Annotated in this window: 27 protein-coding genes; 10 read left to right on the top strand and 17 right to left on the bottom strand. The window is 48.8% G+C overall.

Annotation, left to right across the window (positions count from 1 at the left end; translation table 11 throughout):
* The coding region (locus tag B153_RS37445) for a transposase (RefSeq protein WP_020600603.1) at positions 1-281 on the top strand (281 nt) is incomplete at its 5' end.
* Positions 282-306: 25 nt separating this feature from the next.
* Here B153_RS37445 and B153_RS0130755 read toward each other — a convergent pair.
* From B153_RS0130755 to B153_RS0130720, 8 genes are all read right to left on the bottom strand, one after another.
* Positions 307-1230: an aspartate carbamoyltransferase catalytic subunit gene (locus B153_RS0130755; protein WP_020600602.1), complete on the bottom strand. Its 924-nt coding sequence runs from the start codon at positions 1228-1230 to the stop codon at positions 307-309.
* A gap of 137 nt (positions 1231-1367) precedes the next feature.
* Positions 1368-2063 (bottom strand): LytR/AlgR family response regulator transcription factor, encoded by a 696-nt coding sequence (locus B153_RS0130750; RefSeq protein ID WP_020600601.1) that lies wholly within the window; start codon positions 2061-2063, stop codon positions 1368-1370.
* Positions 2064-2136: 73 nt separating this feature from the next.
* Positions 2137-2601, bottom strand: coding sequence for a hypothetical protein (locus tag B153_RS0130745; protein WP_020600600.1), 465 nt, complete (start codon positions 2599-2601; stop codon positions 2137-2139).
* A 61-nt stretch (positions 2602-2662) separates the two neighbouring features.
* Positions 2663-4204: a sensor histidine kinase gene (locus B153_RS0130740; RefSeq protein WP_020600599.1), complete on the bottom strand. Its 1542-nt coding sequence runs from the start codon at positions 4202-4204 to the stop codon at positions 2663-2665.
* A gap of 101 nt (positions 4205-4305) precedes the next feature.
* Positions 4306-5730, bottom strand: a complete 1425-nt coding sequence (locus tag B153_RS0130735) for an arylsulfatase (RefSeq protein WP_020600598.1) — start codon at positions 5728-5730, stop codon at positions 4306-4308.
* 51 nt (positions 5731-5781) lie between these two features.
* Complete coding sequence (locus B153_RS0130730; protein ID WP_026262582.1) at positions 5782-6714, bottom strand: M20/M25/M40 family metallo-hydrolase; 933 nt, start codon at positions 6712-6714, stop codon at positions 5782-5784.
* Between the two features lie 86 nt (positions 6715-6800).
* Positions 6801-8300, bottom strand: a complete 1500-nt coding sequence (locus tag B153_RS0130725) for an alpha-amylase family glycosyl hydrolase (protein WP_020600596.1) — start codon at positions 8298-8300, stop codon at positions 6801-6803.
* A 52-nt stretch (positions 8301-8352) separates the two neighbouring features.
* Entirely contained in the window at positions 8353-8943 is a 591-nt protein-coding gene (locus tag B153_RS0130720) for a Maf family protein (RefSeq protein WP_020600595.1), read from the bottom strand.
* Between the two features lie 85 nt (positions 8944-9028).
* Here B153_RS0130720 and B153_RS0130715 point away from each other — a divergent pair, with 85 nt between their 5' ends.
* From B153_RS0130715 to B153_RS0130700, 4 genes are all read left to right on the top strand, one after another.
* Positions 9029-9565: a GNAT family N-acetyltransferase gene (locus B153_RS0130715; protein WP_020600594.1), complete on the top strand. Its 537-nt coding sequence runs from the start codon at positions 9029-9031 to the stop codon at positions 9563-9565.
* A gap of 219 nt (positions 9566-9784) precedes the next feature.
* Complete coding sequence (locus B153_RS0130710) at positions 9785-11818, top strand: BamA/TamA family outer membrane protein (protein WP_026262581.1); 2034 nt, start codon at positions 9785-9787, stop codon at positions 11816-11818.
* A gap of 57 nt (positions 11819-11875) precedes the next feature.
* On the top strand, positions 11876-12331 hold the full coding sequence (locus B153_RS0130705; RefSeq protein ID WP_020600592.1) for a MarR family winged helix-turn-helix transcriptional regulator: 456 nt from the start codon (positions 11876-11878) through the stop codon (positions 12329-12331).
* A gap of 58 nt (positions 12332-12389) precedes the next feature.
* Positions 12390-12959 carry a YceI family protein gene (locus tag B153_RS0130700; RefSeq protein ID WP_020600591.1) on the top strand — a complete coding sequence of 190 codons (570 nt, stop codon included), beginning with the start codon at positions 12390-12392 and terminating at the stop codon, positions 12957-12959.
* An 80-nt stretch (positions 12960-13039) separates the two neighbouring features.
* On the opposite strand, the gene B153_RS0130695 is transcribed toward B153_RS0130700, so the two are convergent.
* Positions 13040-13483: a type I restriction enzyme HsdR N-terminal domain-containing protein gene (locus B153_RS0130695; protein ID WP_020600590.1), complete on the bottom strand. Its 444-nt coding sequence runs from the start codon at positions 13481-13483 to the stop codon at positions 13040-13042.
* A gap of 110 nt (positions 13484-13593) precedes the next feature.
* Here B153_RS0130695 and B153_RS0130690 point away from each other — a divergent pair, with 110 nt between their 5' ends.
* The gene (locus B153_RS0130690) at positions 13594-14364 is read left to right on the top strand and encodes an AMP nucleosidase (RefSeq protein ID WP_020600589.1); all 771 of its coding nucleotides are present in this window, start codon (positions 13594-13596) and stop codon (positions 14362-14364) included.
* A gap of 81 nt (positions 14365-14445) precedes the next feature.
* Here the strand turns inward: B153_RS0130690 and B153_RS0130685 are convergent, their stop codons facing one another.
* Positions 14446-15789, bottom strand: a complete 1344-nt coding sequence (locus B153_RS0130685; protein ID WP_020600588.1) for a tetratricopeptide repeat protein — start codon at positions 15787-15789, stop codon at positions 14446-14448.
* 338 nt (positions 15790-16127) lie between these two features.
* On the opposite strand from B153_RS0130685, the gene B153_RS0130680 reads away from it, so the two are divergent.
* Positions 16128-16550, top strand: coding sequence for an Hsp20/alpha crystallin family protein (locus B153_RS0130680; protein WP_020600587.1), 423 nt, complete (start codon positions 16128-16130; stop codon positions 16548-16550).
* A gap of 141 nt (positions 16551-16691) precedes the next feature.
* Here B153_RS0130680 and B153_RS0130675 read toward each other — a convergent pair whose 3' ends face one another.
* Entirely contained in the window at positions 16692-17348 is a 657-nt protein-coding gene (locus tag B153_RS0130675; RefSeq protein WP_483852530.1) for a phosphoribosylanthranilate isomerase, read from the bottom strand.
* Positions 17349-17415: 67 nt separating this feature from the next.
* Here B153_RS0130675 and B153_RS0130670 point away from each other — a divergent pair, with 67 nt between their 5' ends.
* The gene (locus B153_RS0130670) at positions 17416-18666 is read left to right on the top strand and encodes an MFS transporter (RefSeq protein ID WP_020600585.1); all 1251 of its coding nucleotides are present in this window, start codon (positions 17416-17418) and stop codon (positions 18664-18666) included.
* A gap of 82 nt (positions 18667-18748) precedes the next feature.
* Here the strand turns inward: B153_RS0130670 and B153_RS0130665 are convergent, their stop codons facing one another.
* Positions 18749-18958: a hypothetical protein gene (locus tag B153_RS0130665; RefSeq protein WP_020600584.1), complete on the bottom strand. Its 210-nt coding sequence runs from the start codon at positions 18956-18958 to the stop codon at positions 18749-18751.
* Between the two features lie 228 nt (positions 18959-19186).
* Between B153_RS0130665 and B153_RS0130660 the strand changes: the two genes are divergently transcribed.
* Positions 19187-20020: an SMP-30/gluconolactonase/LRE family protein gene (locus tag B153_RS0130660; protein WP_020600583.1), complete on the top strand. Its 834-nt coding sequence runs from the start codon at positions 19187-19189 to the stop codon at positions 20018-20020.
* Positions 20021-20105: 85 nt separating this feature from the next.
* On the opposite strand, the gene B153_RS0130655 is transcribed toward B153_RS0130660, so the two are convergent.
* From B153_RS0130655 to B153_RS0130635, 5 genes are all read right to left on the bottom strand, one after another.
* The gene (locus tag B153_RS0130655; RefSeq protein ID WP_020600582.1) at positions 20106-20708 is read right to left on the bottom strand and encodes a hypothetical protein; all 603 of its coding nucleotides are present in this window, start codon (positions 20706-20708) and stop codon (positions 20106-20108) included.
* Positions 20709-20743: 35 nt separating this feature from the next.
* Positions 20744-22078: an argininosuccinate lyase gene (gene argH / locus B153_RS0130650; RefSeq protein ID WP_020600581.1), complete on the bottom strand. Its 1335-nt coding sequence runs from the start codon at positions 22076-22078 to the stop codon at positions 20744-20746.
* A gap of 122 nt (positions 22079-22200) precedes the next feature.
* The gene (locus B153_RS0130645; protein WP_020600580.1) at positions 22201-23487 is read right to left on the bottom strand and encodes an MDR family MFS transporter; all 1287 of its coding nucleotides are present in this window, start codon (positions 23485-23487) and stop codon (positions 22201-22203) included.
* Positions 23488-23565: 78 nt separating this feature from the next.
* The gene (locus B153_RS0130640) at positions 23566-24192 is read right to left on the bottom strand and encodes a PD-(D/E)XK nuclease family protein (RefSeq protein WP_020600579.1); all 627 of its coding nucleotides are present in this window, start codon (positions 24190-24192) and stop codon (positions 23566-23568) included.
* Positions 24193-24255: 63 nt separating this feature from the next.
* A complete protein-coding gene (locus tag B153_RS0130635; protein WP_026262577.1) occupies positions 24256-24699 on the bottom strand; it encodes a DMT family transporter in 444 nt (147 codons plus the stop codon).
* 131 nt (positions 24700-24830) lie between these two features.
* On the opposite strand from B153_RS0130635, the gene B153_RS0130630 reads away from it, so the two are divergent.
* Complete coding sequence (locus B153_RS0130630) at positions 24831-25823, top strand: GRP family sugar transporter (RefSeq protein ID WP_020600577.1); 993 nt, start codon at positions 24831-24833, stop codon at positions 25821-25823.
* The last annotated feature ends 63 nt before the right edge of the window (positions 25824-25886 follow it).

The following is a 25886-nucleotide window of genomic DNA, read 5'->3' as shown; positions in this document are numbered from 1 at the left end:
CGACGGTGATTGTATTGGACAATGCCCGGATTCACACAGCGGGCTACATCCAAGGGATGCGTCCGATTTGGGAAGCCAGAGGTTTGTACCTGTTTTTCTTGCCTGCTTACTGCCCTCATCTTAACCTTGCTGAAACCCTATGGCGTCATCTGAAAGGAGGCTGGCTAAGACCTGAGGATTATTTGACTAGTGATGATTTAGCCTATGCCTTAAATCGCTGTTTGGTGAATGTGGGTAGAAAGCTGATCATCAACTTCAGTGCTTTTAATGCAAACCAATAACCGAGGACTACTTAAAAGCGTTGGTTTACAACTGGGCCAGCAGATACAAGACCGCCATCCGAACGGCCACGCCATTTTCGACCTGATCCAGAATGATGCTGTGAGCCGAATCGGCCGCATCGGAAGTAAGTTCGACGCCCCGATTGATAGGGCCAGGGTGCATCAGAACAATGGGCCGATCGAGGTCGTCGAGCATCTGTTTAGAGATGCCGAAAAAGAGCGAGTACTCCCGCAGCGACGGGAAGTATTTGATCTGCTGACGTTCCAACTGAATCCGCAGAACATTGGCTACATCGCACCAGGCCAATGCCGCCCGAACGTCGTGACCTACTTTTACGCCCAGCGATTCAATGTATTTTGGAATCAGTGTTTTCGGGCCGCAGACCATCACCTCAGCACCCTGCTTTTGCAGACAGAAGATGTTGGACAGCGCTACCCGTGAGTGGGTAATGTCGCCAATGATCGCGATACGTTTTCCGGCTACATCGCCCAGTTTTTCGCGGATCGAAAAGGAGTCGAGCAGGGCCTGGGTGGGGTGCTCGTGGGTGCCATCGCCCGCGTTGACAACATTGGCTTTGATGTGTCGGGTCAGGTAATGAGGAGCGCCAGGGCTACTGTGCCGCATCACCACCATATCGACCTTCATGGCCAGAATATTATTGACTGTATCCAGCAGGGTTTCGCCTTTCTTGACCGAACTCCCCGATGCCGAAAAATTGACCACATCGGCCGACAATCGTTTCTCGGCCAGCTCGAACGAAAGTCGGGTGCGGGTCGAATTTTCAAAAAAAACGTTGGCAATCGTCACATCACGCAGGGACGGGACTTTTTTGATCGGTCGGTTGATGACTTCCTTAAACTGACTGGCCGTTTCCAGAATGAGCTGAATGTCAGACTCGGTCAGGTCTTTGATGCCCACCAAATGGCGGACGCTGAGCGATTGGGCCATGCGATTGATGCGGGTAAAAATCGGGCAAAGATAAGGTTCATGTCGGTAAACCGAATCGTATTAGCCGCATTGCCGCCTACTTCTCTGTAATAAATTCATTAATTGGTTGATTACTAGCTGTATTTGAAGGGCTGATTTTAACGCTGGGCAATCCTGGCCCGTATAGTGGCTACGGATTCATCGTAGGAGGCCCCGATCGGAATTGATTTGCCCGCTACTGTAAGTTCCTGGCGACCGATTTTATCAATTTTATGGATGGCAATCAGATAGGAACGATGAACACGAACAAATTGATCGGCGGGTAAAAGTTGCTGAAGCTCGGTCATGGTCTGACGGCTCAGGAGCTTTCGGGTTTTTAGGACAAACGTGAGGTAATTCCCATCGGCTTCGATGTATAGAATATCCTCAAGCAGAACCTTTTCTTCGTCGTACCCGGTTTTGAGGAACAGAAATGCGGGTTCTGTGCTGTTACGTACGGCTTTGTGTTCCAGAGCTTTATTGCAGGCTTTCAGAAATCGGGTCAGTGGAAAAGGCTTTAACAGGTAATCGATGGCGTCCAGATTAAAGCCTTCAACGGCATAGGTAGAATAGGCGGTCGTGAAGATGATCATTGGCACGCGGGACAAGGACTTGACTACATCAATACCCGAAATGTCGGGCATTTTAATGTCCAGGAAAAGCAGGTCTACTTTATGGCTCTGTAACCAGGCAATGGCCTCAAAAGCATCGGTAAATGTGGCTTTCAGGTCCAAAAAGCTTACTCTGGCGGCATGGAGCCGGATTACGTCCAGGGCCTGGGGTTCGTCGTCGATAGCAATTGCGGTTAGCGTCATAGCGTCAGCTTTTCGGTTCGTGCAACGCGGTTCTTTTGGGTTCGCACCAGCCACGAGGTGATCGGGAGTGGAGTCAAATGTAAAACGTTCGCCGGATTCGTTCACGAAAAAAACCAATCCTTGATTCGGGATAGCGCCAATACACTATGTGGTTTTTGCCGGGTATTGCCCGAACGCAGCTCGGGCAAGCCTGCCGGGTGTGTTTTCGGATTAAAGTCGCCAACTTTCTGACAAACAGCCGGATTCGTTTTTTAATAATGGGCTTATAGTTCGATAGCCCATGCTCATAGGCTGCCTTTCGGATCAGTGTAGTAGCTACGTTCATACGCCGATTTCCGTTGGTTTTAATCAGGGAAATGTCGTTCGTTTTGGTATAACTATAGTAGGAGCTGGTATATCCTACATGTTTGCCTCCGTAATGCACGAACGGACTTTTTTCCTGATGTACAGTCTGCGCAATGGCTGGTGAGTACGTTTGGCCAATGACTACTTTGGCTACCAGAAGCATCAGTAGCAGGGCAATTGCAAATGGTTTCATGGGGGTCAGCGATTTAGTGGTACCAACGAGCAGGGTTAAACCTTAGATAGTTGGGGAAAGACTACCAGAACACGAGTGTAAGCGCTACGAAATAGTCCTGCTCCGACTGCTGAATGGTAAGCTGATGCCGACCTGGATAAATCAACTCCAGCCGTTTGCGTACGTTGTCGAGTCCGAGTCCTGATTGTTCCTCTTCGGGGTCACTGGCCTGCCGCTTATGCAGCGAATTATGGACCTTAAAGTACAGATGGGTGGCATCGAGGGTGAGCGTAATGTAAATCCACGACGGATGGCGAAAGCTGATGCCGTGTTTAAACGCATTTTCGACGAACGGAACCAGCATCATGGGGGCCAGATAAATCTCCCGGTCCGGCTCCTGGATCGTCACCCGAATTTCGATGTTGTGCGATTCGTCCAGACGCATCCGCTGGAGCAGGATGTAATCGTTCAGATAGGCAATTTCTTTGCTCAAAGGAATTCGTTCGCGGTTGTTCTCCTGCAGCATAAACCGCATTATATCGCCCAGCTTCTGAATGCCGTCGGCTGTTTTTTCGCTGTTTTCTTTCAGGGCTGTCGCGTACAGGCTATTGAGGGCATTGAACAGAAAATGCGGGTTGATCTGTGCCCGAAGGCTGGCCAGTTCGGCCGCTTTTGACGATACCTGGGTTTGCAATACGGTTTTTTCAGCCGATAGGCTTTGTCGCAGATAGGCTATGGAAAATGACCCCACATAACTCACCAGCAGAAATAAGACGATATTGCCAAAATAATGGAACGACGTCGAAGCAAACCAGACGAGTAACGTTCCTACCAGACCCAGCAGCAGATAAATCAGCAGATGATACGATAAGGAGGGCGTTTGCTCGCGGAGATTCGGGAGAATGGATGTAAAACAATAGGCTTGCAGAAAATACACCTGGATAAGGAGCGTCAGAAGGGTGAGTGTGTTCTGCAACGGGAACTCCCATAGTGTAGGGGGGAGGTAACCCGACAGGGCGAAGTTTAGAAGCAGTACACCCGCTCCGGCCAGGAATATATAACGAATAAGGTTGAGATACTGCTCGCTATTCTGGGTAATTTTCTGGGTCAGATAGTGGTAAAATTGGGCGATCAGTTCATACGTGAGCAGTATGATTCCGAGCCCAATCGTATCGGCCAGCACAGTACGTTTTCGGTATAAGGAAAAAACCTTCAGCCCGATAATCTGATGCATCGAATCATGCCGAAACCGGACGTATTGTTTGAGGTAATGATAACTAAACGCACTGGCAACCAGCAGTAATAGCGTCTGCCCAAGGTAAATCCACCCTTTATGATCCTGAATGGATAGACTCAGTTGAGGATAAGCCTGATAATGAAAAACATACCAGGCTATCAGGAAAAAACACACGCCTGCAATCAGCGGGATATTATTATGCAGGATGTAGTTATAGTCGTTCAGATCATGCCAGATTGTCGAAGCGGGTAACCGGAGCGTCTGTACCTGTTCAATCAGCCGATCCAGTCGGTGAACTTCCTGGAAAAGCCGTCGGATCACATAGATGATTGCTATGCCACCGAGGAAAACGGGTTCGAAACGGCGAAGGAAAGTAAGGTTCCACATAGAATTAAGTTTGGGTCAAAACTAAGTGGAACCAATAGGCATGGGGGCGAAATGGGATGAACAATCCCGAAAAAGGGATGAATCGACCTGGGCGCTATACGTTATTGTTTCGCAAACGGGAATATAGGCGATTCAACGTGCGACTGGTCCATCAGACGCCCAAGCTCCTTCGCTTTATCGGGGTATTGGGCGGCTACGTTATGCGCTTCGGCGGGGTCTTTGCTCAGATCATATAATTCGACCGGACCAGTCGGGTTGCTGATGGCTTGCAATCGGACCGCTTTCCAATTGCCCTGCCGAACGGCCTGTCGGCCGCCGTTTTCATGAAATTCCCAGTATAGAAAGTCATGCTTCTTCTGAACGCCCCGGCCGGTAAGGGTAGGTACAAACGAGATTCCGTCAATAGTCGTTGGGGTTTTTGCGCCCGCCAATTGGGTGAATGTAGGCAGTAAATCCCAGAAGGCTCCGATAAAATTGCTTTTCGTGCCGGATTGAATGGCTCCCGGCCAGCGGGCAAAAAACGGTTCGCGGATACCCCCTTCATACAAATCGCGTTTCACACCGCGTAGATTACCACCACTGGCAAAGAAAGTAGGATCGGCTCCACCTTCGGTGTGCGGCCCATTGTCGCTCGTAAAAATGACCAGCGTGTTTTGATCAAGTCCTCTCTCCTTTAGCTTGGCCATGACCTGGCCAACGTATACATCGAGCCGGGCTACCATAGCCGCAAAGGTAGCACGAGGGTACGTCTGCGACGTATACCCTCCTGTTTTGGCATCAGCTCCATAATCAGCTCCCTTATAGGGTTTTTCTGGAAACTTGCCTTTGTAATAAGCCAGCAGGCTATCATCGGGGGCTATCAATTCGGCATGGGGCAACGTATAGGGGAGAAACAGAAAAAAAGGCTGTTTCCCATCGCGGCCATCCAGAAAGCTCAACGCCTGTTTCTGAATCAGATCGGGAGCGTATTCGCTCGCTTTGCGCAAATGTTCATTGCCTGCCAGCACAATTTTCTGGCTATTATTCCAGAGGTGGTCAGGGTAATACCGATGCGCCAATGCCTGACAGTTGTAACCATAAAATCGATCAAAACCCTGCCTGTTAGGATCGCCTTCCGAACCAACGGGGCCTAAGCCCCATTTTCCAAAAGCGGCCGTTGTATACCCTGCCTGTTGCAGGAGTTCGGCTACTGTCGTGACGGAATCGGCAATGGGTTGCTGGCCTTCGGGTTGTACCTCTTTGTTGCCCCGGATGTAGGTATGCCCGGTATGCTTTCCGGTTAAAAGGGATGCCCGTGAAGGGGCACAGACTGACGTACCCGCGTAAAATTGCGTAAACTGCATGCCTTCGCGGGCCAGTCGGTCAATGTTAGGTGTCTTTATGAGTTTCTGTCCATTTACCCCCACATCACCGTAGCCGAGGTCGTCGGCCAGAATAAAGATGATATTCGGACGATTCGCCGGGCGATTTTGCGCCCTGGTAGGCAGGGAGGCAAGCAGAAGGAGAGGAAGAAGGTATTTTGTCATAACGGTAAGGAGTGTTTCTGGCGGCCATTTAGTACAGAATCGTGCCGGACACTACTTAACGGCCGTAAACGTCATTTTAGGTAATTGCATGGCATTTTCCAGGAGCTTGATTTCCAGTCGTAGAATCGCTTCTTCAGCCTTTACATCAATTTTTTCCGAATCGTCGGTAGGCTTGTGGTAATCGGGATGTCCTCCTGTATGAAAAAACAGCACCGGAATTTGTTTGGCGTAGAAAGCCGCATTGTCGGAACCCCCATTTCCAGCCCGATCGGTGAAGAATTTAATGCTGCTTTCTGCGCCTTTAAAAACAGTAGGCCAGGCGTCACTGGTGCCATACCCGCCAATACCCACCCCCCGTTCGGGATTGTAACGGCCAATCATGTCCATACAAACCATAAAATTCATTTTTTCGAGGGGCAGTGTCGGATTGTTCAGAAAATAACGAGACCCCTGCAATCCCAGCTCTTCTGCACCAAAGGCAATAAACAGAAAATTATACGGCTCGGCTGTATGGTTTTGACTGAAGTAGCGGGCCATTTCCAGCAGTCCGGCCACGCCCGATGCGTTGTCGTCGGCCCCATTGTGAATTTTTCCCTCTGGCAACGAATCTTTCGAACTTCCCTGCCGCCCCAAACCCAGGTGGTCGTAGTGAGCCCCGATCACAATGGTATACGGGGCCTTGTTATCCAGAAAGCCAACTACATTCCGGGTTTCGCGCAAGCTGTCGGGGACCACGACCCGCCTGACTTTGGCGGTAAAGGGCTGATAATAACCCTCCGAACCCAAAGGCGTTAGCTTGTACTTTTTAAACAGTTTTTGAATGTAATGCGCTGCTTTCGCATTTTCAGGGCTTCCTGTGCCGCGTCCCTGCATTTTGTCGGAAGCCAGATCGCGAATGTGTCGGTGAATTTGTTCAGCGGATGGCTCCTGTCCAAAAACAGGTTTTACCAGGAATACCAGGGCAAAAAAGAAACAGAACTTCATAGATACTTTTTGGGCGTATCGGGCCAGACTGACCAAATAAGCGGGTAATTGTACAACTGCAACTAAATTAACGATGGAGCGATTCATTACTCCAGAACTACACACCCATAGGCGGGTAGCTGAACCCGATCGCCATGAAACTGACTCTCGGGTATGGTTTCAAATACGATCTGATGGCACCAGTATTCATCGGGCGACAGTACTACCTCTCTGGCTTCTCTGGTCAGATTGTGTAGAATCAGAACTCGTGGGCCATTTTCCAGGGAGCGTATAAAGGCAACCGTACCTTGCTGGCGAATCCCCGACTGCTTCAATCGACTCAGGTTGTTCGTCAGTACCGGATGACTATTGCGGTAATGAATCAGTCGCTTGTAATGCGTAAACAAGGAGTCTGGGTCACTTTTCTGTTGCGCCAGAGGGCGAATACTTCGGCTGGTGCTGTAGCGGCCGCGTCGCCAGTAGGTACGCTGTTTATCGCGGTCGCGGGTATCCCACAGGAAAGGTTCACGGATGTTTTCGTCGGGCTTCACACCCCGCATGCCAATTTCTTCCCCATAGTACAGGTAAGGCAGACCCGGCAAGGTCAGCAACAGATTAGCCGCCACTTTCAGGTGATTTGGATTGCCCTTCAGCAAACTGCCGATCCGGTTCTGGTCATGGTTCGACAAGATCAGTGCATCGATAAACTGCGGATTTACGTTGCAGAAAGCGGCATGGACATACGCCAGAAACTGAATCATATCTTCCGTATCATCTTCCTGCCGAACAATTTCTTCAATAATCAGCCGCAGATCGAAATTGAAATTGGCTTTCAGGCCCCGGTAATACGGCGCAATGCGTTCGGGCCGTGTCCAGACTTCGCCTATGGTATAAGCTCCCGGCTTTGCTGCTTCCACCTCCCGGCCAAACTCTTCCCAGAAATCGTGATTTTTGGTTTCTTCATAATCGCGGTAGAGATGCCGGGCCGCATCGAGCCGAAAGCCATCCACCCCGATGTCGTGGAGCCAGTAACGTACAATTTTAAACACTTCGTCGCGTACGGGCCGATGATCGAAATTCAGGTCGGGCATACCCTGCCAGAACATCCCGTAATACCTTTCGGGATACGAAGCGCCTGCTACCGAATGCCAGGGATTTCGCTCATCGGAATCGGCTGTAATATCGCGGGTAGCCAGATTACGGGCTTTTATTTCATCAGGGCGAAGCCATTTGTAGAAATTCCAGTACGGGTTCTGTGGGCCTTTGGCGGCTTCCCGAAACCAGGGATGCTGCACGCTGGTATGGTGTAAAACCAGGTCGATAATGATGGCTATGCCCCGGTGGTGCGCTTCCTGAATCAGCCGTTTGAAGTCCGCCAGCGTGCCATATTCCGGGTCGATGCCGTAATAGTCCGTAACATCGTATTTGTGATAACTGGGCGATGGACTGACTGGCATGAGCCAGATGGCCGAAATTCCCAGTTCTTTCAGATAATCGAGGTTGGCCGTAAGACCGTTGAGATCGCCAATGCCGTCGCCGTTGGAGTCGGCAAACGACCGGACGAAAATTTCATAGTGAACGCCAGTATGTCCGATGGGGAGATTCATAACCAGTGAAAGAGGGAAAGAGTGAAAGAGCGGTTTGCAGGAAAACACTCTTTCACTCTTTCCCTCTTTCGCTCATTAAAAATCGTTTCAAGGCCTGATAAACCCGGTGTGTAGGCAGGCCCATTACGGTATAAAAAGAACCTTCCAGCCGCTCAATACCGACCAGCCCGATAAAATCCTGGGCACCATAAGAGCCGGCTTTGTCGAAGGGGTGGCAGGTATGAATGTAGTAGGTGATTTCGGCGTCGGATAGGTCGGCAAACTGAACGACGGTTTCGTCCGTAAACGATACCAGCCCGTCGGGCGAAAGAATCGCGACTCCCGTCCGAACCCGGTGGGTACGACCCGCTAAGCTACGTAGCATCCGCTGCGCATCGGCTTCGTCCTGGGGTTTGTTCAGAATCTGATTATCCAGAATAACGACCGTGTCGGCACATAGAACAATCCGATTGCCTAAGTCAGCCTGAAATTGAGTAGCTTTCTCACGAGCCAGATATTCCGCTACCTCGTTTACAGGCATGGTTGCCGGGAAATGTTCGTCGGTTGGGCGGGTTTCGATGGTGAATGTAAAACCGGCATCGGTCATGAGTTGCTTACGTCGGGGCGAACCGGATGCCAGTACTAAAGGATAAACTAATTGCATTTGCAATAACCAAACAATGAATGATGAACAATAAAGCGAATTTCGGGCTATAATCGCACATCGTATACTATTAATCGTAATTACTTTGACAATACGCCCTGCTACTCTGGCCGATGCGGCTCTGCTTACGGATATGTCTGCGAAAACTATGCGTGATACGTTTGGGCCGCCCTACAACCCTGCCGAACTGGTTGAGGAATACATACAGTCGGCCTTCTCACGTTCTATTTTAGAGGCCGAACTGGCTGATCCGAAGTCGTTTTTCTTTTTGATGGAAACGCCCGATGGTCATCCGGTTGGCTATGCCAAGCTCCGCCGTGGCCGCCCTCCCCGACGAATGAAAGACCGAAATGCCATCGAAATTCAGCGTATTTATTTGGTACAAACGCAACTTGGGCAGGGGCAGGGTCGTATACTTATGCAACACTGCCTCAGCTGGGCACGTAATCAGGGGTACACATCCGTTTGGCTGGGGGTATGGGAGCGTAACGTACGGGCTATAGCGTTCTACCAGAAAATGGGCTTTACCCAATTTAGCTTTCATTATTTTCAGTTCGGCTCTGAACGTCAGCGCGATTACTGGCTTCAAAAACAGTTAACTAGTTCGTTGGTTATTGAATAGGATGCTTGTTTCGGAAGGTAATTTTGGTCGACCAATGGATCAATCAGCCCTTCCCACTCTTAGCCTGAAACCTGAAATGAGCTTGTCTACGTATGTATGTTGTATCTGGGTTTTAATAGGATTATAATTAGAAAATATAGTCTCGAACGTTCTTGATTAGGCGTAATCGGTATTAAACTATTTCGTCCTAGTATACTCTAAGTGCCAGATTGTCCGTCCATGTACTCGCTATATCCCAACAGATATGTAGGTGTGCTACACTGTGTTGCAGTGTACCTGATGCTATTGGCCGGGTGCGTGCCAGAAGCTAGGGCGCAACAGGATACAAACCGGCCACGGACAGACAGCACGCGGTTCAGACTAAATCCCGACCGGGTTCGCGTAGATACCTTGCAGGCTAAATCGATTCAATATGGGCCAACCGACTCGTTGATGGCGTTAAAGCTGACGGCTGTTACGGACAGTACACTCCTGCGCGACAGTATTTTTTATAGCCGACTGAAAGAGCGCATGTATCGGCACCGGTTAACGCGCCAGTTGTATGATGCTGTTTTTCAAGATGTATATAACAGCCGTTTAAGAACGGGGGAAGTAAACCAGATTGAAACCAATCCATTCAAACCCTTTGAGGGGCGTATTATTGGGACCATCTATATTCGTCGGTTGAGCGTTTTCGGCCAGACGGTTTATGATACACTGCGCCAACCCGGAAACTGGATTGAACGACTGGGCGGGCGTTTGCATACCAACACCCGCGAGCATGTGATCCGGCGCTCGTACCTGCTTTTTCAGCAGGGCGATGTGGTAAACCCCACGGTGTTGCGTGATAATGAGCGGCTTTTACGAACCACATCAATTTTTCACGATGCCCGTATTCTGATCGTTCCCCGTGCCGGAAGCCGCCAGTTTGTTGATGTCTATGTGATTACCCAGGACGTTTGGTCGTTGCTGCCCATTGGTGGCTTTGGCGGCTTTCAAAACTTTAGTGTAGGGTTCAACCAGCTTAATTTTAGAGGATTGGGCCACCAGCTTTGGACCCAGGTGGCTTATAACGGTACCGACCCCCGCCAGACAATGGAATACCAGGCGCATTATAAGGTGCCGTTTATTGGGAAAACTTTCCTGACAGCGCAGGCGGATTTGTTGTATCTGCGCGACCTCAAACAGATATCTGCCAAGATTTATCGTCCTTTTCTGACACCAGATACTAAATATGCCGGATCAATAGAGTTGAACCATACTCAGGTGAACAACCGACTGATTACGCGCAACGATACGGTGCTTTTTGTGCCGCTTTCCTACAACTATACCGATGTCTGGATTGGCCGTTCGTTCCGGCTGTTTTACCGGGAAAACGAAAACGATATTGAAAAGAAAGGCCGTTCCCGACTCATTATCGCTCTGCGAAACACGGATTATTCCTACAGCCGACGCCCTACGGTGACGGCCGACACAAATCAGATTTATCAGGACAGCCGTACCACTTTATTCAGTGTTGGTTATTCCCGTCGTAAGTATGTTCGCGACGTGTTGATTTATGGATTCGGGCGTACAGAAGACGTTCCTACCGGCGAATCGATTGCGCTCATCACTGGGTTCGACGATGCCGAACTCGGCCGGCGGAAATACATGGGCTTGAATTTTTCGCAGGGCAATTATGTACGGCAGATGGGCTATCTCTACGGGTTGGTTAGCCTGGGGGGCTACATTCGGACCGATAAAATTGAGCAGGGCGTTTTTTCATTTGAGTCCAACTATTTCAGCCCATTGGTAAAAAGTCGTTGGGGAAATATGCGCCACTTTTTCAATACCCGCTACACAACGGGGATTTCCCGGTTCGCCAACGAATACATCTCGCTGGGCAGTACAGGCAGTGGAATCAATACAGATGGCATTGGGGTAAACAGTGATGCGCTGATAGGTACTAAACGCTGGTTCATCAATTACGAAAATATCCTTTTTTCTAAACTTAACCTGATCGGTTTCCGGGTGGCGTTTATTACGTTTGTCAACCTTGGGCTGGTCAGTTTTCCCGATCGCCCGTTACTGAGCGGACCGCTTTATCAAGGCTATGGCATTGGTTTTCGCCTTCGTAATGAGAACCTGACATTCAACAGTTTTCAGGTCCGCCTGGCCTATTACCCCAACATTCCCAACAATACCATCCCTTTCCGTCAGGTATTTGAAGGCGTTCCTACTTTACGATTCCGCGACTTCGACTTATCGGCTCCTCAAATCATCCCCTACCAGTAATGAATTTATTTGTATTTAATGTTGTTACATTAAATACAAATACTTTATCTTTGTGGCATGTCCATCGAAACCGACATTAAGCAAACAACGCCATTCAAAAACCCTTATCATCGGGTTATGGTGAATCTGTTCTATACAAGCAACTGGGTATCAGCGGCTCAGACCAAACTGCTAAAGCCATCGGGTCTGACCTTGCAGCAATACAACGTGTTACGCATTTTGCGCGGTCAATACCCTTCCCCCGTAAAAGTGAGTGACATTACTGAGCGTATGCTCGATAAAATGTCGAATGCTTCCCGGCTGGTTGATAAGCTGGTGGCCAAAAAATTAGTCTTACGTACTGAATGCCCCAGTGACCGACGGGCCGTTGATGTCGTCATTACTGAAAAAGGGCTTGAGTTACTCAAACAACTGGATATAAGTCAGAATGAGTGGGATCAGCAACAACGTTGCAAGCTCACTGAGGATGAGGCTAATTATCTGAGTCAGTTGTTGGATAAGCTCCGTGGCTAACTCACTTGTCTACTTAACTTTTTATTTTTTCAATTTTTCAATTAACCATTTACAACCAATGAAAAAGGCAACTTTTTTTGCTGCTCTTCTATTGTCTTCTGCGAGCGCTTTTGCTCAAAACTGGGGTCTCGACAAAGCTCACTCAAACCTGGGCTTTACCGTAACACACATGATGCTGGCCGAAGTAGACGGCAAGTTCACGAACTTTGATGTGAAGATGGAGTCGTCGAAAGATGATTTTTCAGATGCTAAAATCGATCTGACGGCCGATGTAAATAGTGTCAACACGAACCAGGATCGTCGGGATACACACCTGAAAAGTCCTGATTTTTTCGATGCCGCCAAATATCCGACCCTGTCGTTTAAGAGCAAGTCGATCAGCAAAGTATCGGGAAACAAATACAAACTGGTTGGTGACCTGACCATGCATGGCGTAACCAAGCCTGTAACACTTGATGCGGTCATCAACGGCCCTGTTACCAATCCGCAGAACAAACAAACCAAAGCTGGCTTTAAAGTAACCGGCGAAGTAAAACGCGCTGATTTCTCGCTGGGCGCGGCCCCTACGGCTGTTGTGAGTGACGAAATTGCTATCCGGGCAACCGGCGAGCTGGTGAAACAGCAATAAGTATACGCGATAGTGGATCATAAAAATCCCCGTTGCCTGGTTGGCGATGGGGATTTTTGTTAAGTGACCGCTTTGGAGAACTAAAGAAATGCGGGAAAGTCATCCATGAACGCAATCTCGGCGGTGGCGTGGTCGACAGAGCAGCAATAGTGCATCAGTCCATTTGAAACAACCAGGTAGGGTGCCCGATGCACATGATTATAGCGGGCAATCTGGTCGAAAACGCTTTGCGTCACCGCAATATGTGGCGCTTTGCATTCGACAATCAGAAATGGGTTGCCTTCCCGGTCAAACACAACGATGTCGGTCCGTTTCTGGGTTTGGTTCAGCGTTAGTCCGCCTTCCGTTCGGATCAGGGCCTTTGGGTAGCCATAGTGGGTCAATAGCAGGTTGATAACGTGCTGTCGGACCCATTCTTCGGGCGATAGCCGCACATACTTCCGGCGTATCAAGTCAAAAATATACGGTTTCCCTTCGACTTGCTTAGTTTTGTAGTCAAAGGCTGGCAGGTTCAATGGGACCATACCACGAAATTACGAAAGAGCGAAAGAGTGAATGAGCGAAAGAGCGAATCTTTTTAACATTTCTTTCGCTGGTATGCCAGTCTGGTCACTCACTCATTCGCCCTTTATCAATGAAAACAAAAGAAGAAATCGTTCAGAACTGGCTACCTCGTTATACAGGAACTCCCATCGAACAGTTCGGTGAATATATTTTGCTGACCAATTTTATCAATTACGTTGAACTGTTTGCTAAAAAATTCGATGTCGAAATTTTTGGTATCGGTCGGGCCATGCAAACGGCTACAGCCAATAATATTACAATTATCAATTTCGGTATGGGCAGTGCAATGGCGGCCACTGTGATGGATTTGCTGTCGGCTGTCAATCCTAAAGCCGTGCTGTTTTTAGGGAAGTGCGGTGGATTGAAAAAAACGCAGATCGGCGATCTGATTTTGCCCATAGCGGCCATTCGGGGCGACGGGACCAGCAATGATTACATGCGCCCTGAAATTCCGGCTCTGCCCTCATTTCGACTACAGCGAGCCGTTTCATCGACCATTAAAAAATATGAACTCGACTACTGGACGGGCACTGTATACACAACAAATCGGCGTATCTGGGAGCACGATGAGCAGTTTAAAGACTATCTGCGCGAAATCCGAACGATGGCTATCGACATGGAAACGGCAACGATTTTTACGGTCGGTTTTGTTAACTCCATCCCGCATGGTGCCTTATTGCTGGTTTCCGACAATCCGCTGGTGCCTGAAGGGGTAAAAACGGAAGAAAGCGATAAGCGGGTGACTAGTCAGTTTGTCAATGTCCATCTGGAAATCGGTATCGATGCATTGGTCGAACTCGAATCATCTGGCGATTCGGTAAAACACTTACGATTTGAGTAGAAAATTAAATAAGGCAGAAAACACGAAAGGGTCGAGTAGATGTCATTCATTCTCTCGACCCTTTCGTGTTTTCTGCCTTTTTTAATTACAATAGTCGCTGATGACTTTATACGAGGGGTTGTAGCCTAGTTCTCCTGCTTTTGAAAGGTCTAAACAGCCGCCGTTTTCATCGCCCAGGCTGTGTTTGATAATTCCCCGGATGTAATAGACCTCAGCGTATCGCGGATTGAGTTTGATAGCACTGTTGCAATCCATAATAGCGGCCCGCTGGTCACCCTGTGCTGACTTAATCAAACCCCGGCTAAAATAGGCTTCGGCATACGTGGGGCTAAGTTCAATGGCCTTGTTCAGATCGATAATGGCCGATTTCTGATCCCCCTGTTTATTCTTGCTGATTCCCCGGCTGAAATAGGCTTCAGCCCGTTCGGTACCCAGTTCATTTATTTTATTGCGTTCCTGAACAACATCCCGGAGCTTGTCGAGCGTAGCGCGGTTGATACGCCCACTATACACCAGCTTGGAATCGGTAGCGTTAACGTTATTCATTTCAATGGCCTGGTTGAAGTCCAGAACGGCTCCTTTCTGATCGCCTAATTTACTTTTGCAAAAGCCTCGTCCGTAGTAAGCCCGGTAGTTGTCCGCTTTGAGCGCTATCGCTTTATCATAATCAGGTAGTGCGCCTTTATAGTCTTCCAGTTTGCCTTTTGCATAACCCCGGTAGAAGTAGGATTCGCCATCTTCCGGGCTAAGTTCGATGGCTTTGTTGAGGTCGGTTACAGCCCCGGTAAAGTCATTCAATTCCGCTTTTGAAATGCCCCGGCCTGCATACGCCTGCGCCCGTTTGGGAGTCAGGTCAATTACTTTCGTAAAATCGGGAAGGCTACCCGCAAAATCTTCCAGCTTCTGCTTCGTAATGCCTCGTACATAATACGCCTGCGCATTACTAGGGTCCAGCTCAATGGTTTTGCTGAAGTCGGTCAGGGCTCCTCGGTACTGTTCGATCCGGCTACGGCTTAATCCTCGATTATAATAAGCTTGTGGATCATCAGGGTTTAATTCGATAGATCGGCTAAAGTCAAGTAGGGCACCCCGATGGTCATCCTGCCTGCTTTTGCTGACTCCCCGGCTTAAATAAGCCAGCGCGTCTTTCCCGTTGAGTTCGATGGCACGGTCATAATCCAGTATGGCTCCCCGGTGATCTTTCAGATTGGCTTTAGCGAGACCCCGGTTGTAATAGCTGGCCGAATTTTCGGGATTCATGGTGATGGCCATACTAAATGCCTGGAGAGCGCCCGTAAAATCGTTTGCTTTGCTCTTGGTAATGCCACTTTCAAAATAGTCGACAGCGGTTTGCTGAGCAGTGGCCGAAAAAGTTAGGCTGGCGCAAAATGAAAGGGTAACCAGCGGCAGTAAATGTCGCTTCATAGAAAGTAGATAAGAAGTTTTAGGTAAGTCAGTTTCGCAATGAGCTTCTAAAATTAGCCGATTCTCGCTGCTTAGCCAAGTTTGCCCGGCATTAAAAGTAAGGCAACGGCCCTATGGCTGACTGGGTTAGCTATTGGATTCCCTTGTAAACGTACAATATGGCGTGTGCTCCGTAGGTGAATTCTGTCTTTTAATGTCTTTTTGTCATATTTTTTGTTTGTTTTTAGTTGTTTTGTGTCATTATGTCAGTATTAAATTGTTTATTGGGCTTTGGTACGTCGTTTGACATAAGGTGTATGTGTTTGATCATGAACAACCCAATTAAACCAAATAAGCAAATGGCAACCTTAGTTCGATATAACAACTTCCCTACGTTCTTTAACCCATTCTACAGCCGCCCAGTCATTAATCGGTTTCAAAATACTAGCCCCAATGTACCGGCTGTCAATGTGAAAGAAACCGAAACCGAATTCGTCCTGGAACTGGCCGCACCTGGTCTGAAAAAAGAGGATTTGAAAATAAATGTAGAAGCGAACAAACTGACGATTGGCTATCAGTCGGAAGTGAAGAGCGAAGAAACTACCGAAAAGTTCACCCGTCAGGAGTTTGGATTTACTTCCTTCGAAAGGAGTTTCCGCCTGCCTAAAACGGTAAATGCCGATGCCATCAAGGCCGCTTATACCGATGGTATTCTGACTGTTGAACTACCCAAAATTGAAGTGAAAGAGGAGAAGCAGGTAAAGGAGATTGCTATTGCCTAAGTGCAGGCTGGTAGCAAGGTGTACAAATTAGTGATTGTACTGTAATTCAATAGGAAAAGCCCATACCGCCTGGTGTGGGCTTTTTTGCATAGGGTGTGGGGGTAAGGGCAGAGGGTAAACTTTACTCATCACCCTTTGCCCTTACCCCCACACCCTATGCAAAAAAGTGTCAAGCTTTTGTTCGTCCAACTGGCCGTTGGTGCGAACACCACTACAGATGTCGAGGCCAAACGGCTGAACGGTTTCGATAGCCTGCCGAACGTTTTCGGCGTGTAAGCCACCCGCCAGAAAGACAGGAACCCGCGACTGTTCAACAATTTGCCGACTTACCTGCCAGTTGTGCACCCGGCCTGTGCCACCTAATTCCTTGACAGCCAGGTTAGGATTTCCAGAATCGAGTAATAATGCATCGGCTCCATTGGCAACAGCCTGTAGAGCTTCGTCCAGATTTTTTTCGTCTATAACATGGATTACCTGAACGACCTTTACCGATGGCAGGGCTGTGTGAAGCTGGGCGTACAGATCCGCCGAAACGGCATCGACAAGCTGGATGGTATTGGCTCTAACCCGTTGCTGATGAGCTAGTATGCCGTTGAGTTTTGTTTCGCTCGTCAGCATGAATGTAGCTACGGGCGGAGGCACTACCCGGACAATTTCTGCGGCCAGTTCATCCTGCACGACTCCTGGCCCACTGGGCATTTTTCCGACCAGACCCAGCGCATCGGCACCGAATCGAATGGCTAGTCGGGCTTCATCCAAACTACTGATGCAACAAATTTTTACGCGGATACGGAACACAGATTCTAGTATTTTAGGTTGACAAACTAAAGACTCGGCGACAAACATACAATTCGCTGTCCATAGTATGGTGCAACACTCTCCCAACGACACATTTGCCTCCCTCCGAATTGCCGAATTTCGCTACTTCGTGATGAACAGCTTTCTGATCACTGTTACGCTGCTGATTCAGGAGGTTATTCTGGGGTATGAGCTGTATAAGGTCACTCACGATCCGCTCATGCTTGGCCTGGTCGGGCTGGCCGAAGCCATTCCGTTCATTATTTTGTCGCTTTTTGGGGGCCACCTGGCCGATCGGCGCGATAAAAAAAGGATTCTGCAATGGAGCCTGCTGGTTATTATTCTGGGATCGGTTATTCTGTACTTCGTTTTTCAGCCATCCGTTGTTGCCCATCTTTCAATAACAGCGCGATTGGCTACTATTTACGGTGTCCTGATGCTGATCGGGACCGCCAAAGGGTTTTATTCTCCGGCCAGCTCATCGCTAAAACCCTTTCTGGTTCCCCGTGAGCTATACGCTAATTCGGCTACTTGGTATAGCTCGTTCTGGCAGGCAGGGGCTATTGTGGGACCGGGGCTGGCTGGGTTTTTCTACAACTGGTTTGGCTTCGACAATACCCTGATCGTGATCATCGTACTATTTGTTTTCTGCTTTCTGTTGCTTTCCCTGATCAAACGGAAGCCGGTTCCGGTAAGCAACGAACCGATGTTGGGATTACGGGAGAGCCTGAAAGAAGGGTTTCGGTTTGTTTTTAAAACCCAGATTGTCCTTTACGCTATTTCGCTCGACCTGTTTTCGGTGCTGTTTGGGGGCGTAGTGGCTATTCTGCCCGTTTTTGCCGAAGATATTTTGCATGTAGGCGCCGAAGGGCTTGGTTTTCTGCGGGCAGCACCATCGGTTGGGGCTTTATTAACGATGGCGTTTATGACTCGTTTTCCGCCCACGCAAAATGCCTGGCGAAATATGTTGCTGGCCGTGCTGGGCTTTGGGGTAGCGACTATTGTGTTTGCCTTTTCGACAAACTTTTACCTGTCGCTGATTATGCTGGCACTAACGGGTGCTTTCGATAGTGTAAGCGTTGTTATTCGGCAAACCATACTCCAGATTTTTCCGCCCGATCATATGCGTGGACGAGTCGCTGCCGTAAATGGCATCTTTGTTAGTTCGTCGAATGAGATTGGCGCTTTCGAGTCGGGGTTACTGGCCCGGCTGTTGGGTACGGTGCCATCGGTTGCTCTGGGGGGTGTTGTGACGCTAATTGTTGTAGCGTATGTATATGCCCAGTCGAAAGAACTGTTTGCGGTTCGATTGAGTTAGGCATAAAAATTCCCGAAACGATCTAGACGTTGAACCGATACGGCCTGGCTAGTTCATTCCGGGAAATCAGTCGTTAATGAAGTTAGTTTTGAGCGACCGGATTGTTTAGATCGCGAAGAAAGGCATTGACGTCTATCTGCTCGTTGAGCAGTACACGTGCGTTAAAGATCTCCCAAAATAATTCATCTGAGAGGTGGTAATCACGTTGCAGCCGGATCATATCACGGATGCTGTCCTTGAGTTGCCCAACTGGTGTCTGCACCTGCGAAGCGAGGGGTCGATTGTTTTGCATTGACCTGTGTTTTGAGTGTGCGTGATGATAAACAGGCGGATTTTTTAGAATGTTTTGTACGTATAGTGTCGTCGGAAGCAGTACGTTAGAAAAATTATATTATATATTGTACATGTGGTTTGTAGGGTAATTACTGGCCCGGTATGATACAACAATTTTTTTTTGTTTTTTTTTATACTGAATCCTCATTGATCTATGAAACAAGCGCTTACGATGCTCGGGACCTTAATGGGTAGTGCGGTGCTACTGGCATTGGTACCCCCGGCTGTGGCTCCAAAGCCAACGAAACTGGTGAAAGTATGGGAAACCGACACTACGCTGCGTATTCCCGAATCCGTACTTTACGACGGCAAAAACACCCTCTATGTTAGTAACATTGATGGTAAGCCCGATGGACTTGACGGCAGCGGATTCATTTCGAAAGTATCGCTCGATGGCAAGATTGAAAACCTGCGCTGGACATCCGGGTTGAATGCGCCGAAAGGAATGGGAATCTATAAAAAGCGTCTATACGTGACGGATATGTACCGACTCGTTTGTATCAATACCGAAAATGGGCAGGCCGAAAAAACCTGGGATGGTGTTGGTAAAGAAGCCTTCCTGAACGACGTAACCATAACCAGCGATGGCACCGTGTACGTTTCTGACAACCGGAATGATAAGATTTACCGGCTCAAAGATGATAAGCTGGAAGTGTGGATGGAGGGCGAGCAACTGAACAAACCGAATGGTTTACTTGCTGTCGGTAAAAACAAGCTGATGATCGGCAGCACAAAAATCGGTGCGTTGCAGATGGTCGATGTCGAAACGAAAACGATAACGAAAGTGGCTGATGGCATGGCAGCTACCGATGGGATTGTGGCGGAAGGAAAAAGCGCCTTTTTTGTGTCGGACTGGAACGGTCAGCTCTTTCATGTAAATGCCGATGGCACCAAAGAGCAATTGCTGGATACCCGTAGCAATAAGATCAATTCGGCTGACATCGACTATGTGTCGAAGAAGAAACTATTAATTGTACCTACCTTCTACAAAAACAGCCTCGTAGCCTATCGGGTGGAGTAAGGAGATGCGTATAAACCGAAAGTGCCGTAGCTCGTAGTTGACGATTGTCTTTCTTACGAACTACGGTACTTCGGTTTCCGATAAACTAATAGTCAATATCCTCTTCGTCCAGTAGCCGTTTAACGTTGAGCGTACAGCCTTCCATCACAGGTATATCGTTGCTCCAGTCCGTAAAAATCCAGTCCTGGTTAGGTTGCGCAATCATGACCCGGCGGTGTTTGCTTAGAACCCACAAAACCCGTTCGACGCCAAAATCGAACAAACGCTGATTCTTTTCGGCAACATAGTTGAATTCAATCCCATCGAACTCAGTCAAATCAATTTTGACATCGACTTCAACCACAATTTTAGGGGCTACGTCGAAGTATTTTGTTGTGATGGCAAACGTACCCTTTTCGAAAATAGCTACATCGCAGGACAAATTATCCGTGAGGGCCAGATGTACACCCGCTTCATTTGTGACCGGCAGATATTTCTTTTTGTCCCGATTATTTAAAATATAACCGTAAATCAACGATACTAAAATGGACTGTAAAGCACTGCTTCCCATAATACTTTCAGGATTCAGATGGTTTTCCAGCACCTCTTTATAGCCCCGGTAGTACAAGGGCCTGCCGTTCAATACCTCGTAAACTAAGTACGATGGAATGGACGGAGCGTCTGTAGATCCCTGAGTTGCCAGCATCATTTGAATGAATTGGTTTAGAGCAAGGTACTATTTTTTTAGGAAAGTAACCGTATTATGGCTTCCTGTACGGTGGCTGCACCGAAGCCAGCTAAAGTTTGCTTCATTTGGTTAACAATGAGATCGTTGCCAAGATTGCCAATACTGCCCTCGTGGGTATGATGGAGCACACGGGGTGGAACATAGGTATGCTCGGCAATTTCTTTCCCGACCGTTCGGTAGGCTTCGCGGAAGGGAACGCCTTGTAGCACCAGTTCATTGACCCGCTCGACACTAAATAGTAGATCGTATTTTGGATCGTCCAGCAGATTGGGCTTTACCTGTAGGTGTTCGAGCATGAAATCGGTGATGTCCAGACAGTCCAGAATTTCGTCGAAGGCGGGCATCAGAATTTCTTTCAGCAGTTGCATATCGCGGTGGTAGCCTGAGGGCAAATTGCTCATCACCAGGGTTACTTCCATCGGTAAAGCCTTCAGTCGATTGGTTTTAGCGCGCAGTAATTCAGCCACATCGGGATTCTTCTTATGCGGCATAATGCTCGAGCCCGTCGTAAGGGCATCAGGCAAGACCAGGAATCCGAAGTTTTGGCTGTTATACAGGCAAATATCCATGGCCATTCGGGATAGGGTAGCCGCTATAGCGGCCAGTGCCGTAAGGGCTGTTTGTTCGGTTTTGCCACGACTCATCTGCGCGTAGACTACATTGACGTGCATACCTTCGAAACCTAACAACTCGGTCGTGAGTGTTCGGTTGAGCGGAAACGATGATCCATAACCAGCCCCTGAACCCAGGGGGTTCCGATTGGCAAGCCGATAAGCGGTTTGCAGCGTCAGCATATCGTCGGAGAGTGCTTCGGCATAAGCGCCAAACCAAAGCCCAAACGACGAAGGCATGGCGATCTGAAGATGGGTATAGCCCGGTAACAAATCTTCTTTATGCTGTTCGGAACGGCTGATAAGCCGATTAAAGACCCGCTGGACGGCTTCTGCCACCTGCCAGAGCCGGTCGCGGGTGAAGAGTTTCAGATCGACCAAAACCTGATCGTTTCGTGAGCGACCTGAGTGAATTTTCTTGCCTACATCGCCCAGCACACGGGTCAGCATCAATTCGACCTGCGAATGAACATCTTCGATACCGGCTTCGATCACAAATTGCCCTGCCTCAATTTGTCTGTAAATAGTTTTTAACTCAGTCTTTAGCTGATTGAGCTCGTCCTGAGTAAGCAGGTTAATGGTTTCGAGCATCTGCGCATGGGCGAGGTTGCCCAGCACATCGAAAGGGGCCAGGTAGAGGTCCATCTCCCGGTCGCGCCCGACGGTAAAGCGTTCTATTTGTTCGGCGGTAGTAACGCCTTCTTTTTGCCAGAGTTTCAACGTGTGAAGAGCGAAAGAGTGAATGAGTGAAAGAGTGAGCAAGCTGACACGCTCTTTCGCTCATTCACTCTTTCACTCTTTAATTTTTTGCAAAGGTCGTAAAGAAAGTTGGGAGGGCAATTCTAAGAAGATGATTCAGAGCTTTGCTCCATCAAAAGTTCCTGTGCTTCTTTCTGTTTTAACGCCTTCCCAAGCCACAAAAAGCCACAGGACGACACCAGAATAAGGCTAGCGGCCATTGGCCAATGCACTGAAAAGCCAGCCTGCGCAACCATAAAAGAGCCAAAAATCGGCGCGGTTGTCTGAGCAAACGAGGCTCCCATCCCGTACAACGCCAGGTATTGGCCGCGCGTTGCCGGATTGGATCGTTCTACGGTGAATGATTGTAAGAATGGAATAGACAACATTTCACCCAGCGTAGCAAACAGGATAAAAATCAACGCAATTTGTATCTCGGAGAAGAAGGCACTAGTTGGTAAAGCCAGCGCCAGATAGGCTAAAGCAGTTAGAATACTACCCATAATAATCAGCGTGGTTTTCGGGTGGTTTTGTTGTTCCAGACCATACACCAGCGCCATTTCAAACAACACAATCAAAACACCATTCAGGGCCATCAGCCTGCCAATCAGTTGCTCGTTCAATCCAAGGACTTCTTTAAAGAACAGCGGCACTATCGAAAACAACTGCATAAAGACCATCAGATACAAGGCAGCACAGACCACGAACCCGATGAACAGCCTATCCCGATAAGGACTCTGGGCGGTGACCAGCGGAGCTACTAAGCTGGGTGTTGCCGATGGCACGGTCTGCGCATTCGTACGATTCGGAACGGATAAAAAGATCCAGAGAACAATACTGGCTATCAGGCAGGTAATGCCGTCGACCCAAAACAGTAGGCTATAATCGATACTCGCCAGCCAACCGCCCAACGCGCCCCCAACCGCCCAGCCCAGATTGATTGCCAGACGATTCAGCGAAAAGGCTCGTGTTCGGGTTTCTGGGTCGGAGTAGTGGGCAATGGCAGCCTGGTTGGCAGGTCGGAACGAATCACCGAACAGCGTAAAGGCAAAGATACTCCCACAAAGCAGGTAGAAGTTGGTGACGAACTGAAGGCCGATGAGAGCGAAGCCCCCAAACATCAGGCTGAAAAGCTGGATGTAATAAAACCCAAACCGATCCGTCAGCCGCCCACCGATGAACGTACCAATAAAAGCACCTGCGCCAAACAGCGCCATAATTATACCCGCGTCGGTGACGGAGAAATGCAAATGCTGGGTCAGGTAAAGGGTCATGAAAGGCAGCACCATGGTGCCACAACGGTTGATCAGCATGACGATCGCCAGCAGCCAGACCGATGGCGATAGGCCCTGATAGGCCCGTTGATATAGATGAAGCGTCCGCTGAAGCATACCGCAAGTTACGACGAATCAGCGGCTGAGGGAATTTGTTATTGAGCTAGTGGAAAGATACGCTGCAAAAAATAAGCGTTAGGAAAGCGGCCGTCGTCGGGCACTAGGCTCTTCGCCGGGAGCGACAAATATCTTCGGGTCGGTGATTAGCGGGCGGTGTTCTTCCAGAAAGGCCTTAAACAACCGAATTTCTTCCAACTGTTTATCAATGGGGTGGGTTAATGCATAGCTTTCGACATGAACTTCTGCCCGCCCATTGGGTTCAAAAGCCGCAATCACATATTCCATCAGTTTAATGCCTTTGCCTTTGAGCGCGTGGAGGTATAGGTTCTGATGGTTGTGTACGTACCGACCCGGCTGATAGGAAGATGTGGTTTTCAAGTCAACCGCTTTGAATTTGCCGATCAGGTCAACGTAGCCGTAAAATAACACATCCTCGATTTGCCACTGGCAATATACCTGCGCATCGACAATAGGTCGAGGAAGTAGTTTCCGCACTTTTTTGAGAAGCTCCGGGTCGAATCGCTCTTCGTCGGTACCTTTCACTACGGCTTCTTCAAACGAAACGCCCCGTTCCTGAGCGGCTGTGGTTGGTGTGGGTACCCGGTTGATGGCGTCGATCAATTCCTGAGCCGAAAGGTTACCGCCACGCACATAGCGGGAAAACACATTTAGTAACGACGGGTAGAAGCGGTAGTTGATCATAGTCTGAAATGGAATGTTGGTTTGTTCTGTTAAACCTTGAACTACGAACTACAAACGCCAGACTTAGTTTTTTACAACCAGCAATACTCCGCCTACGATCAGGATAATACCGAGCAGCCGCCAGGCATTGGCAGGGTGGTGAGCGAAGCCCATCAGGCCATAATGATCCAGGATAAGGGCGGCTGTTAACTGACCCGCCACGCTTAAGCTAACCATGTTGGCTGTCCCAATTTTTTGTACGCTGACAATAACGGTAATCATGTAGATGGCACCCATAACCCCGCCCGTCCATTTCCACCAGCTAACCTGACGGATGGTATCAAGGGGAGGAACAACGCCACCCGTCGACAAAAACATCAATACCAGGGCAATAAGGCCTGAACCAAATGAGATGACCGCTGCCAGAATTGGGTTGGCCATTGCCTGCCGTAAATTGGCATTAACCCCTGCCTGAACGGTGATGGCCAGGCCAACGATAAATGCAAAAACCAGATAGATGTAATTCATGATACAAAGGTAGCCAATGGGCAACCGTCCCGTTAGTGGTTACAAATTTTTTCGTTGGAGTGAACGTTTTGAAGTGAATAGTATCTTTTGTAGCTTGCTTCACCGTTCCTTACCTAAACAGCCTTCGCTCAATGTTCATCATTACTCATTACCCATTAGCTGTTGTTGTTTGTTTTGTAACAATGCTTTGCTGGGGGTCCTGGGCTAATACGCAGAAGCTTACGACCCAGTCTGTACCTACCACCATCTTCTACCGCGACTATACCTATGGCATTTTACTGCTCAGTCTGCTGCTGGCTTTTACGTTTGGCAGTTTTGGAGAAGCAGGACGTTCGTTCATTACCGATCTAAAACAGGGCGATACCCAGAACCTGATTTATGCCCTGATTGGTGGGTTTGTGTTCAATATCGCGAACATCCTGATTGTTGTCGGTATTGAACTGGCAGGTTTGTCGGTCGCCATGCCCGTCGGCATTGGTCTGGCGCTTATTCTGGGTGTAGTAGTCAATTATATTTCATCCCCGGTTGGGAACGTAGGGTTGTTGTCGGGTGGCGTATTCTCCATATTTCTGGCAGTAGTGTTTAGTGCGCTGGCTTACCGCTCGAAGGGAAGTACCGATACTGCAGTCAGTACCCAGGGGTTGATTAGCTCGCTTGTGGGTGGGTTTCTGATGAGTTTCTTCTTCTATTTTGTGGCCAAATCCATGACGGTCGATTTTACCGCTCCGTCGCCCGGCTTACTCACCCCCTATACCGCTTTGGTTCTGTTTGCCGTTGGCGTTGTTGTCAGCACGCCCATTTTTCTGCCCGTCCTGCGTCGATTTGCCAGTAAACCGGCCGATGGGGAGATTCTGTACAGCGATGTAAGCCGGCGGAATCATCAGATAGGGGTTTTAGGGGGTATGGTCTGGTGCCTGGGCATGGCATCGAGTCTGCTGGCTTCGGGGGCAGCCGGGTATGCCATCAGTTACGGCTTGGGCCAGGGTGCTACCATTATTGCCGTGCTCTGGGGCGTATTCATCTGGCATGAATTTCGGGGCGCTCCGTCAACCTCCAATCGATACCTGATGCTGATGGGGTTATGCTACGTGTTGGGGTTGGCTCTGATCATCTCGGCGAAGTAAGCCGGTCTCCTTACATTTAACTGCGAGGACGCGAAGGATAGTCTTTATCGATCTTTGCCCCTT

The organism is Spirosoma panaciterrae DSM 21099 (assembly GCF_000374025.1).
GTDB lineage: Bacteria > Bacteroidota > Bacteroidia > Cytophagales > Spirosomataceae > Spirosoma > Spirosoma panaciterrae.
The sequence above is the reverse complement of the archived record's forward strand: the minus strand, read 5'-3'. Positions and strand labels throughout refer to the sequence as shown.